This is a genomic window from Mesorhizobium sp. P2_D6 (genome assembly GCF_056404315.1).
On sequence record NZ_JBFUEG010000010.1, the window covers coordinates 164,155 to 180,438 of the forward strand.

At 63.6% G+C, this 16,284-nt stretch carries 17 protein-coding genes and 1 tRNA gene; 7 read left to right on the forward strand and 11 right to left on the reverse strand.

The genetic code is table 11. From position 1 onward, the window contains the following. Positions 1-189 precede the first annotated feature (189 nt). On the forward strand, positions 190-2,118 hold the full coding sequence (locus AC1D1L_RS21845; protein ID WP_477343518.1) for a PAS domain S-box protein: 1,929 nt from the start codon (positions 190-192) through the stop codon (positions 2,116-2,118). 24 nt (positions 2,119-2,142) lie between these two features. Here AC1D1L_RS21845 and AC1D1L_RS21850 read toward each other — a convergent pair whose 3' ends face one another. From AC1D1L_RS21850 to AC1D1L_RS21880, 7 genes are all read right to left on the reverse strand, one after another. After that, on the reverse strand, positions 2,143-3,021 hold the full coding sequence (locus AC1D1L_RS21850) for a 3-hydroxybutyryl-CoA dehydrogenase (protein ID WP_436261516.1): 879 nt from the start codon (positions 3,019-3,021) through the stop codon (positions 2,143-2,145). Positions 3,022-3,140: 119 nt separating this feature from the next. Then, the gene (locus tag AC1D1L_RS21855) at positions 3,141-4,070 is read right to left on the reverse strand and encodes an electron transfer flavoprotein subunit alpha/FixB family protein (RefSeq protein ID WP_477343519.1); all 930 of its coding nucleotides are present in this window, start codon (positions 4,068-4,070) and stop codon (positions 3,141-3,143) included. Positions 4,071-4,093: 23 nt separating this feature from the next. Beyond that, a complete protein-coding gene (locus AC1D1L_RS21860) occupies positions 4,094-4,843 on the reverse strand; it encodes an electron transfer flavoprotein subunit beta/FixA family protein (RefSeq protein WP_454586180.1) in 750 nt (249 codons plus the stop codon). A 216-nt stretch (positions 4,844-5,059) separates the two neighbouring features. Further along, positions 5,060-5,860, reverse strand: a complete 801-nt coding sequence (locus tag AC1D1L_RS21865) for a rhomboid family intramembrane serine protease (protein ID WP_477343520.1) — start codon at positions 5,858-5,860, stop codon at positions 5,060-5,062. Between the two features lie 31 nt (positions 5,861-5,891). Next, a complete protein-coding gene (locus AC1D1L_RS21870) occupies positions 5,892-6,473 on the reverse strand; it encodes a cob(I)yrinic acid a,c-diamide adenosyltransferase (RefSeq protein ID WP_477343521.1) in 582 nt (193 codons plus the stop codon). Between the two features lie 19 nt (positions 6,474-6,492). After that, the gene (locus AC1D1L_RS21875) at positions 6,493-6,684 is read right to left on the reverse strand and encodes a twin transmembrane helix small protein (RefSeq protein ID WP_112562259.1); all 192 of its coding nucleotides are present in this window, start codon (positions 6,682-6,684) and stop codon (positions 6,493-6,495) included. A gap of 23 nt (positions 6,685-6,707) precedes the next feature. Continuing rightward, the gene (locus AC1D1L_RS21880; RefSeq protein WP_477343522.1) at positions 6,708-7,574 is read right to left on the reverse strand and encodes an SDR family oxidoreductase; all 867 of its coding nucleotides are present in this window, start codon (positions 7,572-7,574) and stop codon (positions 6,708-6,710) included. Positions 7,575-7,634: 60 nt separating this feature from the next. On the opposite strand from AC1D1L_RS21880, the gene AC1D1L_RS21885 reads away from it, so the two are divergent. Then, positions 7,635-8,483 (forward strand): YihY/virulence factor BrkB family protein, encoded by an 849-nt coding sequence (locus AC1D1L_RS21885; protein ID WP_477343523.1) that lies wholly within the window; start codon positions 7,635-7,637, stop codon positions 8,481-8,483. A 127-nt stretch (positions 8,484-8,610) separates the two neighbouring features. Here AC1D1L_RS21885 and AC1D1L_RS21890 read toward each other — a convergent pair whose 3' ends face one another. Beyond that, the gene (locus tag AC1D1L_RS21890; protein ID WP_477343525.1) at positions 8,611-9,507 is read right to left on the reverse strand and encodes a DMT family transporter; all 897 of its coding nucleotides are present in this window, start codon (positions 9,505-9,507) and stop codon (positions 8,611-8,613) included. A 135-nt stretch (positions 9,508-9,642) separates the two neighbouring features. On the opposite strand from AC1D1L_RS21890, the gene AC1D1L_RS21895 reads away from it, so the two are divergent. Further along, positions 9,643-10,020, forward strand: coding sequence for a hypothetical protein (locus AC1D1L_RS21895; RefSeq protein WP_477305615.1), 378 nt, complete (start codon positions 9,643-9,645; stop codon positions 10,018-10,020). Here the strand turns inward: AC1D1L_RS21895 and gluQRS are convergent, their stop codons facing one another. Then, a complete protein-coding gene (gene gluQRS / locus AC1D1L_RS21900; protein ID WP_477343526.1) occupies positions 10,021-10,896 on the reverse strand; it encodes a tRNA glutamyl-Q(34) synthetase GluQRS in 876 nt (291 codons plus the stop codon). It abuts the gene before it with no gap. Between the two features lie 75 nt (positions 10,897-10,971). Between gluQRS and AC1D1L_RS21905 the strand changes: the two genes are divergently transcribed. Both AC1D1L_RS21905 and AC1D1L_RS21910 read left to right on the forward strand, forming a co-directional pair. Continuing rightward, on the forward strand, positions 10,972-11,613 hold the full coding sequence (locus AC1D1L_RS21905; protein ID WP_477343527.1) for a DNA-3-methyladenine glycosylase family protein: 642 nt from the start codon (positions 10,972-10,974) through the stop codon (positions 11,611-11,613). A 128-nt stretch (positions 11,614-11,741) separates the two neighbouring features. Then, complete coding sequence (locus AC1D1L_RS21910) at positions 11,742-12,299, forward strand: HNH endonuclease (RefSeq protein ID WP_008874122.1); 558 nt, start codon at positions 11,742-11,744, stop codon at positions 12,297-12,299. Between the two features lie 152 nt (positions 12,300-12,451). Here the strand turns inward: AC1D1L_RS21910 and AC1D1L_RS21915 are convergent, their stop codons facing one another. Continuing rightward, a complete protein-coding gene (locus tag AC1D1L_RS21915) occupies positions 12,452-12,970 on the reverse strand; it encodes a disulfide bond formation protein B (protein ID WP_436261508.1) in 519 nt (172 codons plus the stop codon). Between the two features lie 65 nt (positions 12,971-13,035). Next, on the reverse strand, positions 13,036-13,620 hold the full coding sequence (locus AC1D1L_RS21920; protein ID WP_203279172.1) for a YqaA family protein: 585 nt from the start codon (positions 13,618-13,620) through the stop codon (positions 13,036-13,038). A gap of 275 nt (positions 13,621-13,895) precedes the next feature. On the opposite strand from AC1D1L_RS21920, the gene AC1D1L_RS21925 reads away from it, so the two are divergent. Both AC1D1L_RS21925 and AC1D1L_RS21930 read left to right on the forward strand, forming a co-directional pair. Continuing rightward, a tRNA-Leu gene (locus AC1D1L_RS21925) sits at positions 13,896-13,980 on the forward strand. Positions 13,981-14,420: 440 nt separating this feature from the next. After that, positions 14,421-16,253 carry an adenylate/guanylate cyclase domain-containing protein gene (locus AC1D1L_RS21930; protein WP_477343528.1) on the forward strand — a complete coding sequence of 611 codons (1,833 nt, stop codon included), beginning with the start codon at positions 14,421-14,423 and terminating at the stop codon, positions 16,251-16,253. The last annotated feature ends 31 nt before the right edge of the window (positions 16,254-16,284 follow it).

Genomic DNA, 16,284 nt, shown 5'->3' on the forward strand with positions numbered 1-16,284 from the left:
TAGCCCGCAATAATCACCGATCCTTAATCATGCCGGTAATTGTTTGCGGGTTAACCGTGTTGCCGGTGGCTCAGGCGCAACCTTTCCTTAAAATCGATCATCCAAGGTTTCCCGCAGAAATGTGTTGCGCACGGGGTGGCATGCACGGTGACGCGATGGAAACGAAAAAGCCCGCGGGCTGACGGTCACGTGGCTTTGGTGCTCGCGGCCGGAGGATTTTGCGCCGCCGTCGTGGCGATGCTGCTGTCGCGGCTCGACGTCAGCGCCGAAGTGTTGAAGCTCTGTCTGCTGATATCGGTGCCGGTCGCCGCCGTGGCGCTGATGCTCGCCGCGCTGTTCATTTACCGGATACTCGACGACCGCCGGCAGATCGCCGAGAGCGAGCAGCGTTTTCGGCGCGCCATGGAGGATTCGGCGATCGGCATCGCCATTGTCGGCCTCAATGGCCGTATCCACGAAACCAATCCGGCCTTCGCGGCCATGCTCGACTACAGCAAGGAAGAGATCGAGGCGCTGACTTTCTTCCAGATCACGCATCCCGACGATGTACAGATCGGCCGTGAGACCATGGACGGCATCCGGGCGGGCATCGTCAACGCCTTCCAGTTCGAAAAGCGTTACCTCAAGAAGGACGGCACGCCGGTGTGGGCCCATCTTGCCGGTTCCGTCATTCGCGACGAGAAGAGCGGCCGCCCGCTCTACCTCGTCTCGCAGATCGAGGATATCGACGCGCGCAAGCAATCCGAGGCACGCATAGCCGAGGCCGAAACGCGCTGGAACTTTGCCCTGGCCAGCGCCGGACAAGGCGTCTGGGACCTCGACATGCGCAAGGGCGGCACCACCTATTCCGCCGCCTGGGTGAAGATGCTGGGCTATGCCGAGGGCGAGCTGGACGGCGACCCCGACCGCTGGCTGACGATGATCCATCCCGACGACCGCGAGAATGTGGCCGAGGCCGATCGCGCCCATCTGGAGGGCAGGACGCCGTTCTTCGAAGCCGAGTTCAGGATGCGCCACAAGGACGGCCACTGGGTCTGGATACTCGATCGCGGCAAGACGCTCGAGCGCGACAGCGAAGGCCGGCTGATCCGGGCCATCGGCAGCCTGACCGACATCACCCAGCGCAAGCAGACCGAGGAAAGCCTGATCGTGTCGGCGGCGATGCTGGCAGACGAGAAGGAACGGCTGAGGGTAACGCTGCAGTCGATCGGCGACGCTGTCATCTGCACCGATGCCGCCAACCGCATCACCTTCATGAACCCGATCGCCGAAAAGCTGACCGGCGTTGCCGGCGCAGAGGCGCTCGGCAAGACGCTTGGCCATGTCTACTGGGCAGTGGATGAGGAGACCGGGCAAAGGATCGGCATGACGCGGCCGGCGCTCGGCGGCCCCAGCCCCGCCGATCAGAACAGCCGCGCCGTCCTAATTCGTCGCGACGACACACGCTGCAGCATCCGCCACGTGGTGTCGCCGATCATGAATGAGCGCCAGGAGTTCTGTGGCCTGGTCATCGTCTTCCAGGATTTCACCGATGCGCGCGCCTTGCAGCGCCAGCTCGCCTACGCCGCCGCGCATGACGCGCTGACCGGCCTTGCCAATCGCTCAAGCTTCATCCGCACCATGGAAGAGCTGGTCGACCGGAGCCGCAAGGCCGGCTCGGCAACACCGGCGGGCGAGCATCATTTCATGTTCATCGACCTCGACCATTTCAAACTGGTCAACGACACCGGCGGCCACGCCGCCGGCGACGCCCTGCTGAAGCGGGTTGCCGAGGCTATTCGCGGCGCGCTTGAGCCGGAGGATATCATCGCCCGCCTCGGCGGCGATGAATTCGCGGTCATCCTGAAATCGGGGTCGAGCGCCGGCGCCAGGATTGCCGCCCGCTCGATCATCGATGCCATCCGCAGCCTGCAGTTCAGCTGGGACGGCCGGCCGCATGCGATCGACGCCAGCATCGGGGTGGCGCCGATCCGCAGCGGCGAAGTCGACGAGATCATCGCCCGCGCCGATGCCGCCTGCTATGCGGCCAAGGCCGCCGGCCGCGGCTGTGTTTCCGTGGCGCCTGACGATAACGAGTCAAATGGTCAGGCCGAGCCGCCGCTCGCGGCAGCGTCCTGACGGCGGAACGGACCTAGCGTTTGGTTAGCGCGTCGGAACCGGGTGTTCGCCGCGATAGTCGTAGAAGCCGCGTCCGGTCTTGCGGCCAAGCCAGCCGGCCTCGACATATTTCACCAGCAGCGGGCAGGGGCGATATTTCGAATCCGACAGGCCGTCATGCAGCACCTGCATGATCGACAGGCAGGTGTCGAGGCCGATGAAGTCGGCGAGCTGCAACGGCCCCATCGGATGGTTGGCGCCAAGCTTCATGGCGGTGTCGATGGCGTCGACCGAGCCGACGCCCTCGTAGAGCGTATAGATCGCCTCGTTGATCATCGGCAGCAGGATGCGATTGACGATGAAGGCCGGGAAATCCTCAGAGACAGTGATCGTCTTGTCGAGCTGCTTCACATAGTTCTTGGCTGCCTCGAAGGTCTGGTCCTCGGTGGCGATGCCGCGCACCAGTTCGACCAGCTTCATCAGCGGCACCGGGTTCATGAAATGTATGCCGATAAAGCGCTCGGGACGGTCGGTCTGCGCGGCCAGGCGGGTGATCGAAATCGACGACGTGTTGGTCGCCAGGATCGCTTCCGGGTTGAGCTGCGGACAGAGCTGGGCATAGATCTTGCGCTTGACCGTCTCGTCCTCGGTCGCCGCTTCGATCACCAGATCGGCACCGGCGAGATCGGCCATGGCGGGAGCCGCCGAAATGCGCGCCATCGCATCGTTGCGCAGCTTTTCGTCAAGCTTGCCGGAGCCTACCTGGCGGGCCATGTTGCCGCTAATTGTGGCAATGCCCTTCTCGATACGGTCGGGCGAGATATCGTAGATCAGCACCTTGAAGCCCGAAAGCGCGGACACATGCGCGATGCCGCCGCCCATCTGGCCGGCGCCAATAATGCCGATCGTCTCGATCTTGGCCATTTGCAGCGATCCCGTCGAAAAGGCCTTAGCGGCCTGCTTTTTGTGCAGTGCAAACTAAAAGGGTGGGGCAGCTTCGTCTACCCCACCCTTCACAATTTAATACGCTTTGGCAGAGAGCGTCAAAGCGCCTTTTGCAGCTCCGGCAGGATGACGAACAGGTCGCCGACCAGGCCGTAATCGGCAACCTGGAAGATCGGCGCCTCTTCGTCCTTGTTGATGGCGACGATGACTTTCGAATCCTTCATGCCGGCAAGGTGCTGGATGGCGCCGGAAATGCCGACGGCAATGTAGAGGTCGGGAGCCACGACCTTGCCGGTCTGGCCGACCTGCCAGTCGTTCGGGGCATAGCCGGCATCGACCGCAGCGCGCGAGGCGCCGACGGCGGCACCGAGCTTGTCGGCGACCGGCAGGATGACTTCCTGGAACTTCTCCGCCGAGCCGAGCGCGCGGCCGCCCGAGATGATGATCTTGGCCGAGGTCAGCTCCGGACGGTCGGTCTCCGACAGCTTGTTCTCGACGAAAGAGGACAGGCCTGGGTTGGCCGCTGCCTTGACGGTCTCGACTGCGGCCGAACCATCTTCGGGCGCCGCCTGGAAGGAAGCGGTGCGCACGGTGATCACCTTCTTGGCGTCGCTCGACTGCACCGTCTGGATGGCGTTGCCGGCATAGATCGGACGCTTGAACGTATCCGGCGAAACCACCTCGATGATTTCCGACACCTGCGCGACATCGAGCAGGGCCGCCACGCGCGGCGCGATGTTCTTGCCCGACGAGGTCGCCGGGGCGATGATGGTGTCGTAGGCGCCGGCCAGCGAGACGACGAGTGCCGCCGTCGGTTCGGCGAGGCGCTCGGCCAGTTCGTCGGCCTCGGCCAGCAGCACCTTGCTGACGCCCTTCAGCTTGGCGGCGGCATCGGCAGCACCCTTGGCGCCCTTGCCTGCAACCAGCACATGCACGTCCGAACCGATCTGCAGGGCAGCCGACAGCGCCTTGGCGGTCTGGTCGGACAGGGTTGCGTTGTCGTGTTCTGCGATGAGGAGAATGGTCATTTTTCTGTTCCTTTCCCGATCGCTTACAAAACGCCGGCTTCGTTCTTGAGCTTGTCGACCAGTTCGGCGACGCTCTTGACCTTAACGCCCGCCTTGCGGCCACTCGGCTCCTCGGTCTTGATCACCTTGAGGCGCGGCTTGACGTCGGCGCCGTAATCGGCCGGGCTCTTTTCGTCGAGCGGCTTCTTCTTGGCCTTCATGATGTTGGGCAGCGAGGCGTAGCGCGGCTGGTTGAGGCGAAGATCGGCGGTGACGATCGCCGGCATCTTCAGCTCCACCGTCTGCAGGCCGCCATCGACTTCGCGGGTCACCTTGGCCTTGTCGCCGTCGAGCACCACCTTGGAGGCGAAGGTGCCCTGTGCCCAGCCGAGCAAAGCGGCCAGCATCTGGCCGGTTTGGTTGGAATCGTCGTCGATCGCCTGCTTGCCGAGGATGACGAGGCCGGGCTGTTCGGCGTCGACGACGCCCTTCAGCACCTTGGCGACGCCGAGCGGCTCGGTCTGCTCATCTGTCTTGACCAGAATGGCGCGGTCGGCGCCCATGGCGAGCGCGGTGCGCAGGGTTTCCTGCGCCTGCTGCGGACCGATCGACACGACGATGATCTCTTCGGCCTTGCCAGCTTCCTTCAGCCGGATCGCCTCTTCCACCGCGATCTCGTCGAACGGGTTCATCGCCATCTTGACGTTGGCGAGTTCCACCGCCGAACCATCAGCCTTCACGCGAACCTTGACGTTCGCATCCACAACCCGCTTCACGGGCACAAGGATCTTCATTTGCCTGTCACCTCTCCTGAGATATTCGGGCGCGCTATAGCAGCGTGCGCCACTGCAGAGTTGTCGAAAGCCGACATTCCTGACTGAATTCCGGCATTACGGAATTCTGGCCGGACGGAATTCTTGTCTTCTGCCGCCTAACGGTGGCGTCCTCCGTAGTTGTGGCAGCGCAACACGTCAATATGCTACGGCAGCGGCCAAACCACTCAAATCGGTTCAGTCGGAGCTGGGAGCGCTGCCGCGGCCCCAGCGCGTCGCCGGCTGCGCGGGCGCGGGATCGGCCGGCGCTGGCCCGGTGGAAACGGCGGGCTGATCGGCGGGTTCGGGCTCGCCGTCGTCACCGGCAAGCAACGGCACGCCGCGGCTGCGCATGATGAGCACCAGCACGCCGCCGGCAATGATGCCGCCGATATGGCAGGCCCAGGAAATCTGGTTTTCGCCGCCGGCGGCAAACATCACCACCTGGAAGCCGATCCACAGGATCAACGGGATGAAGGCGGGGATACGCAGCGGAATGCGGGCAAAGACCAGCACCCAGACCTTCACGCGGGGATAGAGGACCAGATAGGCGGCGACGACCCCGGCGATGGCGCCGGAGGCGCCGATCAGCGGCACTTGCGAATCCCAGGCGACGAGCCCCTGGAAAGCGGCTCCCGCGATGGCGCACAGCAGGTAGAAGATGAGGTAGCGGATGTGGCCGAGCGCGTCTTCGACATTGTCGCCGAACACCCACAGGAACAGCATGTTGCCGCCGAGATGGAAGATATCGGCATGCAGGAAGGCATAGGTGATGTAGCTCAGGCTCTCCGGAATGACGATAAATTCAGGCGAGAGCTCTGCTGTATTGTGGACAACCGAAGGAATGAAGCCGAGGCCGAGCACGGCCGCGTTGTTGAAATTTTCGCCGCCGATCGTGGTGACGAGGAAGACCAGCGCGTTGGCCGCGATCAGGCCGATCGTGACATATTGCAGCCTTATGTGGCGCAGCCTGTTGGTGTCGTAAAGCGGGATAAACATGCCCCGGATCCTCGTCCGCTTTCGAGAAAACTCAGCGGTTCTTGCCGGGCACCCATAACACGTCGGCATTTCCGTTGTCATTGACCGCACGGGCGGCCACGAACAGAAAGTCGGAGACGCGGTTGATGTATTTCAGCCCCTCGCGATTGACGTGCTCGGCCGGGTCCTGCGCCAGCGCCACCATGATCCGCTCGGCGCGCCGCGCCACGGTGCGGGCGAGATGAAGAGCGGCGGCGGCCGGCGTGCCGCCATTGAGCACGAAGGATTTCAGGGGCTGCAGCTCCTTGTTCAGAAGGTCGATGTCTTTTTCGACGCGGTCGGTCTGCGAGGCGATGATGCGCAGCGGCTCGTAGCCGAGCGGCTTGCCGTCATCTGGAACGGCGAGATCGGCGCCGAGGTCGAACAGGTCGTTCTGGATGCGGGACAGCATGGCGTCGATGGCCGGATGGCTAGCCGCTGTGTGCAGGCGAGCGATGCCGATGCAGGCATTGGCTTCATCGACGGTCCCATAGGCATCGACGCGCAGGTCGGATTTCAGCCTGCGTTCACCGGTGCCGAGGCCTGTGGTGCCGTCGTCGCCGGTGCGGGTGTAGATCTTGTTGAGCTTGACCACGTCGCCTCCCGAACGGCCGTCACTTGCGGGTGAAATACACCACCAGCAGGATCAGCGCCAAGGCCACGGCCTGCAATAGCACACGGGCCTGCATCAGCTTGTTGGAGGTGACGCCGTCGCCGCCGCGCATCATGTTGATGAGGCCGCGGACCAGCACGATCAAGACCGCGGCCATGGCCACAACGGCGAGGATTTTGAAGACGGTGACCATCTGGCGGCTCCAGTTCGTTTCGCTCAGGCGCGCCTGGCAAGCACGCGGTAGAGCATCGATGCCGGCAGGATGCGCTTGAGCATGACGCCGATTCTGGCCGGCACTGTTACCACATAGTGTGGACGTGGGCGCCGCGACAGAAGTGCATGGCGCAAGGCCGTGTAGACCACCTCAGGCCCCGGTTTCAGCCGCGATGAGCTGCCGCCGGCCCTGAGCCGCGCCAGTTGCGCGGCATAGGCGACGTGGTGGACGGAGTTCTCGTGGTCGATGTTTTTCAAAAACCAGAACAGCCCGTTGCTGGCAATTTTCGACGTCACCGGCCCGGGCTCGATCAGCGAGACGTGGACCCCGCTACCCTGCAATTCCTGCTGCATGCACAGCATCAGGCCCTCAAGCGCGTGCTTGGAGGCCGAATAGGCGCCGCGAAAGCGCACCGGCGTCAGTCCAAGGATCGAGGAACAATGAACGAGGCGGCCGTGTCCCTGGCGGCGCATTACCGGCACGATGCGTTGGGTCAGGTCGTGCCAGCCGAAGAAATTGGCCTCGAACTGCTCCCGCAATGCCGCAACCGGCAGGTCTTCGACGGCACCGGGCTGTGCATGGGCGCCATTGTTGAACAGGGCGTCGAGGCGTCCGCCTGTTCGTTCCAGCACCGATGCCACAAGGGCTGCTATGGAGTCCGGCTCGCGGTAGTCGAGATAAAAGGCCTCGATGCCGTCGGCCTCAAGTGCGGAGATGTCTTCGCGCTTGCGCGCCGTCGCGAACACCCGCCAGCCATCCGCCTTCAGCGCCCGGGCGCAATAGGCGCCTATTCCGGAAGATGCGCCGGTGACGATGATGGTGCGTAACTCTTTCGCCGGCGGGATCGTGGTTTGAGCAAGGGTTGCCATTTGCCACAATCCCTTCCCATATTCGCGGCGTCGAGACAATCGAAGGGAACGCGGCTCTTGATGCGGAATATCGTCGTGCTGCGCCGCGTGCTCTATGACGCGCTTGGCCATTTCAACACCGACGACGGCTGGGCGATGGCCAGCCATCTGGCGATCACTTCGCTGATGGCGCTGTTTCCGTTCCTGATCTTTGCCACCACGCTGGCGAGTTTCCTGGGCGCGCAGGCGTTCGCCGATACCGCCGTGCATCTGGTGTTCGATACCTGGCCCGAGCAGATTGCCAAGCCGATCGCGCGCGAGGTGCTCAACGTGCTGACCGTGCGGCGCACCGATCTTTTGACCTATGGCGTGCTGCTTGCCGCCTATTTCGCCTCCAACGGCATCGAGGCGCTGCGCACCTCGCTCAACCGCGCCTACCGCGTCGCCGAGACGCGCGGCATCATCTATCGCCGGGTGCAGAGCATCATCTTCGTGCTGATCGCCACGGCAGGCTTCCTGGCGATCAGCGTGCTTCTGGTGTTCGCGCCGCTGCTCGCGCGGCTCGCCGAAGCCCATATCGAAGGGATCAAACCCTATATGGGCACGATCACGCTGTGGCGGTTCGTCATCGCCTCGACCGTCATTGTCGGCGGGCTGTTTGCCGTGCATTTCTGGCTGCCAGCGGGCAAGCGCCGCCTCGTCTCGATCGTACCGGGCATCCTGTTCACGCTTGCCGCATGGCTTGTCGGCTCAACCGTCTTTGCCACCTATCTCGATCACTTCTCGTCCTATGTCACGACCTATGCCGGGCTGGCGTCGATCATGATCGCGGTGGTTTTCCTGTACATGTTATCGGCGATCTTCATCCTCGGCGGCGAACTCAACGCCGCGATCAGTCGCTATCTCGAAGCGAGGGCGCGGGTCGGATAAGAGGAATTGAAGGACTGGAGAATTGAGGAATTGACGAATTGAGGAAGTGAGGAAAAAGGGGCCATATCTGGCGCCGTGTGCTTTTTTCCAATTCTCCAATTCTCCAATTCTCCAATTCTCCAATTCCTCAATTACTCAATTCCCCAGTTTTTCCGTTGGCCGGCCGGGCCGTGGCGAGCCCAACGCCCAATGTCGCGATCGCCATGCCGACAATCTGCACGAGGCTGAGCTGTTCGCCGAACAGCGCCCAGGCGATGACAGCCGTGACGGCCGGAACCAGGTAGAACAGCGACGCGACCTTGGACATCTCGCCGTCGCGGATCATCACCATCAATAGGAAGATGGCGCCGATCGACAGCACCAGCACCAGCCAGGCCATGGCAAAGATCAGCTCGCCATTGATGACGACCGTGTGGGTCTCGAAGGCCAGCGAAGCCAGGATCATCAGCGCGCCGCCGCCGATATATTGCCACATCGTCGCCGCCACCAGGTCGCCGCCCGACGCATAGCGCTTCTGCCAGATGGTGCCGGCGCTCATGCCCAGCACCGAGACGAGCGAAGCGACCAGCGTTTCCGGCGTGACGCCGCCACCGAGCGCGCCGAGCTTCGGCCACAGCACGATGACGACACCTATGAGGCCAACCGCGAGGCCGGCCCAGTGGCGCGGCAGGATGGCCTCGCCGAGGAACTTGCCTGCAAGCACCGCCGTGATCAGCGGCTGTAGGCCGACGATCAGCGCCGAAAGCCCGGCCGGCATGCCTCGGTGGATCGCCCAGAACACCGCGCCGAGATAGACGCCATGCATGAGGATGCCGGCGACGGTGGCGTGAAGCGCTTCGGCCCTTGTGGCTCGCTTCGAGCCCAGCACGAGCATCAGGCCGGCGAGCAGCAAGGCGGCAATGACAAAGCGCACCGCCAGGAAAGTGAAGGGTTCCGCCCAAGGCATGGCATAGCGTGCGCCGATGAAGCCGGTCGCCCACAGGACGACGAAGGAGGCGGGGATGAACCGCTTGAGACTGTGCATTTTGGGGGAAGCCGTTTCGTGTCCGGGGAGGAGGCCCGATTGGGTGAAGAGTCAACTACGGCAATTGCTCTAATGCGGTTCAATCCGGCAAGCAAAGCTAAACAATTGATCCATAAGCTTATTGGAATGTAATGAGTGGCCGAATTCAAAGGGCGGCGTCGGGGCAATCGACTTCTGTCGACCGATCCGGCGACACGGCGTTTCGGCTTCGACAGGGAAGCGCGCATGCTGTTGCATCTCGACACAAGCTGGCTGTTGATGACGGTCGCAAGCGTGGCCGTGTTCGGTTTCTTCTTCGGCTCAGCGCTCGACGCCATCATGCAGGAGGACGGTTTTGGGTCGACCGGCAACACGCTGCTGTTCACGCTTGGTTTTTTCGTCGCGATCATGGTCGCGAACGAGCATGGCATCGTCCTTAGAGATCTGAAGCTCGCGGTTGCCTGGGGACTGGGCGGCGCCTTCGCGTTTATCGGCGCGTTGGCGCTGCTCAAGGCGGGGCTGGCACGGTTATAGCTAGAGACCGACGAGCCGCCTGACATCGTCCGGCGAAGCGCCGGCCTGCCTGAGTGCGGCAAGGCCGGTATCGCCAAAACTCTTCGACAATTTGCGCCCATCCGGTCCAAGCACGAGACGGTGGTGGAAATAGTCCGGCTGGCCGAGGCCGAGCAGTTCCTGCAGCAGGCGCTGGATGCCGGTCGCGGAATAGAGGTCGCGGCCGCGCACGACATGGCTGACGCCTTGCAGCGCGTCGTCGACGACGACGGCCAGGTGATAGCTGGTCGGGATGTCGCGGCGCGCCAGGGTGACATCGCCCCAATCCTGCGGCCGGGCCTCGACACGCTGCGTCGCCGACAGCGTCTCGTTGGTGAATTCGCGCCAGGACAGATCCATGCCGAGGCGTGCCCGTGCCGCTTCGACGTCGAGGCGCCAGGCGAAGGGCGCATTGTCGGCGATCCGCTGGTTGCGTTCGCGGATCGGCAGCGCCTTGTCAGCGGCGGGATAGAGCGGCACACCGTCGGGGTCGCGCGGCCAGTCGCGGCCGCGCTTTTCGCTGTCGGCGATGAAGGCCCTGATCTCGCCACGGCTCATGAAGGCGGGGTAGACGAGTTCTTCGCGGATCAGCCGGTCGAGTACGGCCTGATAGTCGGCGAAATGTGCGGCCTGGCGCCGCACCGGTCGTTCCCATTCGAGGCCGAGCCATGCGAGGTCGCTAAAAATGCCGGCCTCGAATTCCGGCGTGCAGCGTGTCGTGTCGATGTCCTCGATGCGCAGCAGCAGGCGGCCGCCGGCAGCGCGCGCCAGTTGCTGGTTGAGCAGCGCCGAATAGGCATGGCCGAGATGCAGTTCGCCATTCGGGCTCGGCGCGAAGCGGAATGTCAGGAGCGTCATCTCAGAGGCGGCAATCCGGTTGTGCTGCGGTTTTGCCAATTGCTACTTTGCTGCTCATCGGCGGACAAGGATACCATGCAACGCATCGCGACACTGGACGACATTGCGCGGGGGCTGGATGCGCTTTGCACTATCGATCCGCGGCTGGAAAAGGTGCGAGGCATGGCCGGCGAGGTGCCGTTGCGGCTGTCGGAGCCGGGGTTTCGTAGCCTCGCCTCGATCATCGTCTCGCAGCAGGTCTCTCGCGCGAGCGCCGATGCCATTTTCGGCCGGCTGGTCAAACTGGTCGATCCGTTGACGCCGCAGGCGATCCTCGCTTCCGGCGAGGACATGTTTCGCGAGGCCGGGCTGTCGCGGCCGAAGCAGCGCGGTCTGATCTCGGTTGCCCAGGCCGTGGCCGACGGGCTCGACCTGCATCACCTCTGTTCGCTCGATGCCGAGGAGGCGATCGCGGCGATGACAGCGGTGCCGGGCATCGGCCCGTGGACGGCGGAGGTCTATCTTCTGTTCGCCGCCGGCCACCCCGATATTTTCCCCGCGCGCGACGTCGCGCTGCAGAGCGCGGTCGGCCATGCGCTCGGTATAGATCCACGTCCGCCGGAGAAAACACTCATCGCGCTGGCCGAATCATGGAGCCCGTGGCGAGGTGTCGCATCGCGGCTTTTCTGGTCCTATTATCGTGAAACCAGGGGCAGGGACGCCGCGCCACCGGCCTGAAACCGCAAAAAAGCATGAAAATCCTGCATTTTTGCCGCTTGAGGCGAGCGACAATCCGCTTCACATCCCTGTCATGTCGGGCTTACAGTATCCGCGCCGATCGGTTCTAGAACGAGGAGGTCAACAAGGTGACGGTTGCCGTATCTCCGGATGGGCTTCCCGCGCTGGTGCTGAATGCGGATTACCGTCCGCTCAGCTATTACCCCTTGTCGCTCTGGTCCTGGCAGGACGCCATCAAGGCGGTGTTCCTCGACCGAGTCAACATCGTCGCCGAATACGAGCATGCGGTGTCTTCGCCGACCTTCTCGATGAAGCTGCCCAGCGTCGTCAGCCTGAAGGCCTATGTGAAGCCGTCCCGGCACCCGGCTTTCACACGCTTCAACGTCTTCCTGCGCGACCGCTTCCAGTGCCAGTATTGCGGTACGCCCGAGGATCTGACCTTCGACCACGTCATCCCGCGCCATCGCGGCGGGGCAACGACATGGGAGAATGTCGTTGCCGCCTGCTCGCCTTGCAATCTCAGGAAGGGCGGCATGATGCCGGCGCACGCTAAGATGTGGCCGCTGCAAAAGCCCTATCAGCCGACCGTGCACGATCTGCACAACAACGGCCGCCTGTTCCCGCCCAACCATCTGCATGAAAGCTGGATGGATTATCTCTACTGGGATGTCGAACTCGAACCATAGAGTTCGGCCCAAATCCGCCATGCTGGCCGCCTGACGCAGCTTTCGGCGCTTCCGGTGCTCACGTACTTAAGTACGCTCCACTCCGGTTCTCGAAAGCCGCGCCATTCGACTCAGCCTGCCGAATTTCTGGACGAACTCTGCGTCGCGCTGAATTAATCGCGGGCCATTGCGCCGCGGAAGGCGACGGCGGCGAGGATGAAGCTGGCGATGGCGTTCCAGCCGGCCAGCGACAGGCCGAGGATGCGAAGTGCCGCCTTGTCGCAGGACGGCGGCACAAATTTGTCGAGCGCGTCGAGCACGCCCTTGCCGCCGGTGTCGACCGGGCCGGCGCCGGCGGTGCAATCGGCCGGACCCTGCCACCAGGCCCATTCGACGCCCGAGTGATAGACGCCGAGATAAAGGCCGTAGAGCATCAGCAGGCCGCCGATGGCGAGCAGGCCGCGCGTCAGCCAGGCCGGCGCGCTGAGCATTGAGGCGATCACCGCCAAGAGCATCAGTGGCGCGCCGATGTAATAGGGCGTGCGCTGCTCCAGGCAGAGGTGGCAGGGGATGTAGCCGCCTATGTGCTGGAAGGCAAGCGCGGAACCGACCGTGGCGGCCATGGCGACGGCGAGAAACAAAGCCGTGCGCGTCCGCTGGCGTCCGGTGTCGGCATTCATGGTCGCTGTCATGGGTCTTCGTCCGTTGAATTCGCCGTTCGCCGGCATAGTCCTGAAACACCGCCCATCGCGGGCGGTCAGAAGGCGTATTTGACCACGATATAGAGCGAAATCAGGGCGGCGGCGCCGGCGCCGACGATCAATCCCAAACGCTTCTCGATGAATTCCTTGATCTCCTCGCCATAGCGGCGCAGCAGCCAGGCGAGAAGCAAGAAGCGAGCGCCGCGCGCCAGGATGGCCGAGACGATGAAGACGACGAGATTGACGTGAAGCGCCCCGGCCAGAATGGTGACCACCTTCATCGGCGGCAAGTGGGCGGCGCCGGATGTGACGAGCAGCACCAGCATCAGCCCGGTGCCGGACGACTGCCACCTCTCGAACGTGTCGAGGCCGCCGAAGTGCTCCAACATCGGCCGTGCTATCGTGTCGTAGGCATAGTAACCGATGAGCCAGCCGGCGATGCCGCCCAGCACCGACGCAACTGTGGCGGTCAGCGCGTAGCGATAGGCGCGTTCGGGCCGCGCCAACGCCATGGGCAGGTACAAGACGTCGGCAGGTATGAAAAACACCGAGCTTTCGACGAAGGCGATGAAGGCCAGCCACCATTCGGCGGATTTGCGTGCCGCCAGCGACAAGGTCCAGTCGTAAAGTCCGCGAAGCATCGGCTCTCCTGATGCAGGTCGCCCAAACTGCGCAGCGGCTTCGGGTCAACGGCATGCACAAACAGTGATCGAAGCGCGCCACGTCGATCTCTCAGGCCGGGCGCGCTTTCACTCGCGGCCTGTCTAGAAAGATTTTCTGCGCCGCACAATGGCAGGAGCTACACGAAACCGAAAGGCGGGCTTTTGCCGCAAGCAGGGCAGGGCGGCGCATTTGGCCAGTTGACGAACAGGCCTCCAACCGTATAGTCCGCGCCCATCTAGGCCCTCAGGCCTGAGCCCCTATGGCGGAATTGGTAGACGCGCTCGACTCAAAATCGAGTTCCGCAAGGAGTGCTGGTTCGATTCCGGCTAGGGGCACCAAATCTCTCCTGGAAATGCTTTATTTCCAGTAGGCTAAAGGAACACGGTGGATTTTGATCCACCCGAAATCCACCTTGGAATGCCTCGTTGGCACCCTCTATGAGGGGTCGCGCCCAGCCTGTGCCTTGGCCGACAAGGCGAAGGCATCAGTCATCCGATTGACCAGTCCCATCGCCTCTAAGCGCGAACGTCTGGTGTGATGTCCGATACAAAAGCACCGCCACGGTGACGTTAACCGGTTACACAGGGCAGGAAATATCTCCGGCCTTCGGGGAGTGGCGTGTCAGCGTCCCCGAGGCTGCGTGGGCGTGTCGTCGGTTGGCTGTTGGCGCGGCGACTGGAACGCTCCACGCCTCGCAAGCGGGATAGCGAAGTATCGTGAGGGCAAGGTCAGGCTGCGTTCTCCGTTCTGTATCGGCGACCGGCGGAAACTGGGAGAGATGGATACCATGCAGGTGAGGCGTCTGGAAGTTGACCGGACATGGACGCGGGGCGGCCCGCGTGCAGGCGCTATGCTTAGCGGTGCGATGACCGCGCAGCGCCATCTCGCAGCGATCCTGGCTTGCGACGTGGTCGGCTATTCGCGCCTGACGGAGCGCGACGAGCGCGGCACGCTCGAGCGGCTGAAGATCTACCGCAAGGATCTCCTCGAGCCGCTGGTCTCCGAGCACCAGGGTCGGATCGTCAAGCTCACCGGCGACGGCATGCTGTGCGAGTTCGCGAGCGTCGTTAACGCGGTGACCTCGGCGATGGCGATCCAGCAGGCCATGGCAGAGCACGAGGCAGAGACGCCCGAGGAAGAGCGGATTCGCTTCCGCATCGGCGTCAATCTCGGCGACGTGGTCTGCGAGGAGGACGGCGACCTTTACGGCGACGGCGTCAACATCGCCGCCCGACTCGAAAGCATCGCCGATCCCGGCACCGTGATCGTCTCGGGCACGGCCTACGACCACCTTCAGGGCAAGCTCGACTTCGGCTTCACACCGCTCGGCGAACTGCGCCTCAAGAACATCGAGCGGCCTGTGCGCGCCTATCGCGTCGAGACCGACGCCAGCGCCTCGGTGGCTGCGCCGCCTTCCCTGCCCGAGAAACCCTCGATCGCGGTTCTGCCTTTCACCAACATGAGCGGAGACCCCGACCAGGAATACTTTGCCGATGGGCTGGTAGAGGACATCATCACGGGATTGAGCCGTGTGAACTCCTTCTTCGTGATCGCCCGCAACTCGTCCTTCACCTACAAGGGCCGGGCAGTGGACCTGCGCCAGGTCGGGCGCGAGCTGGGCGTCCGCTACGTGCTCGAAGGCAGCATCCGCAGAGCAGGATCGCGGGTGCGCATCAGTGGGCAGCTGGTGGATGCGATCAGCGGACACCATGTCTGGGCCGACCGCTTCGAGGGCGACGTGAGCGACATCTTCGACCTGCAGGACAAGGTGACCGAGAGCGTCGTCGGCGCTGTCGAGCCGAGCATCCGGCTGGAGCAGATCAAGCAGGCGCGCATGAAGCCGACCGACTACATGAGCGCCTACGACCTCTATCTTCGCGCGCTGCCGCGCTTCTACAGCATGACGCGCGAAGGCTTTGCCGACGTGCGCCGGCTCACCAACGAGGCGCTCAGCATCGACCCTGGCTTCAACCTGGCAAAGGGGCTCGGCGCCTATATTCGCAGCGTATCCGTGAGCCAGTGCTGGCATGAGCCCGACGATGGCCGGGTCGCCGTGCGCATGGCGCGCGAGGTACTGGCCGAAGCGCGCGACGACCCCACCAGCCTACGCTTCGCCGCGCAGGTGCTCGCCTACAGCGCGAAGGACTACGAGATGGCGTTGGGCACGATAGAACGATCCCTGCTGCTCAACCCCAATTCGGCGCAGGGCCATACGAGCAGCGGCTGGGTGAACGCACATTCCAGCTGCCCGCTCGTCGCGATCGAGCACTTTCACAGGGCAATGCGGCTGAGCCCGGTCGACCCGGAGAAGGGCATCGCGCTCTCCGGCATCGGGATGAGCTACCTGATGCTCGAGCGCTATGAGGAAGCGCTGGCATGGGGAGCACGCGCGCTGCAGGAGATGCCGAACTACGGCACCTCGCACCGGGTGGTGATCATGGCGCTGGTCAAACTCAACCGGCTGGACGAGGCGCAGGCGGCGGCGCGGCGTCTGATGGAGGCGTTCCCGACCTACACGCTCGCCCTGCAGAGGCAGATCAACCCGTGGCGGGACAAGGTGTTCGCCGAGCGTTACGTCGAGGCGCTGGGCATCTCCGGGGTGCCGGAGTGATCGTCGCGGTTGCAACGATGCCCCTCCTGCC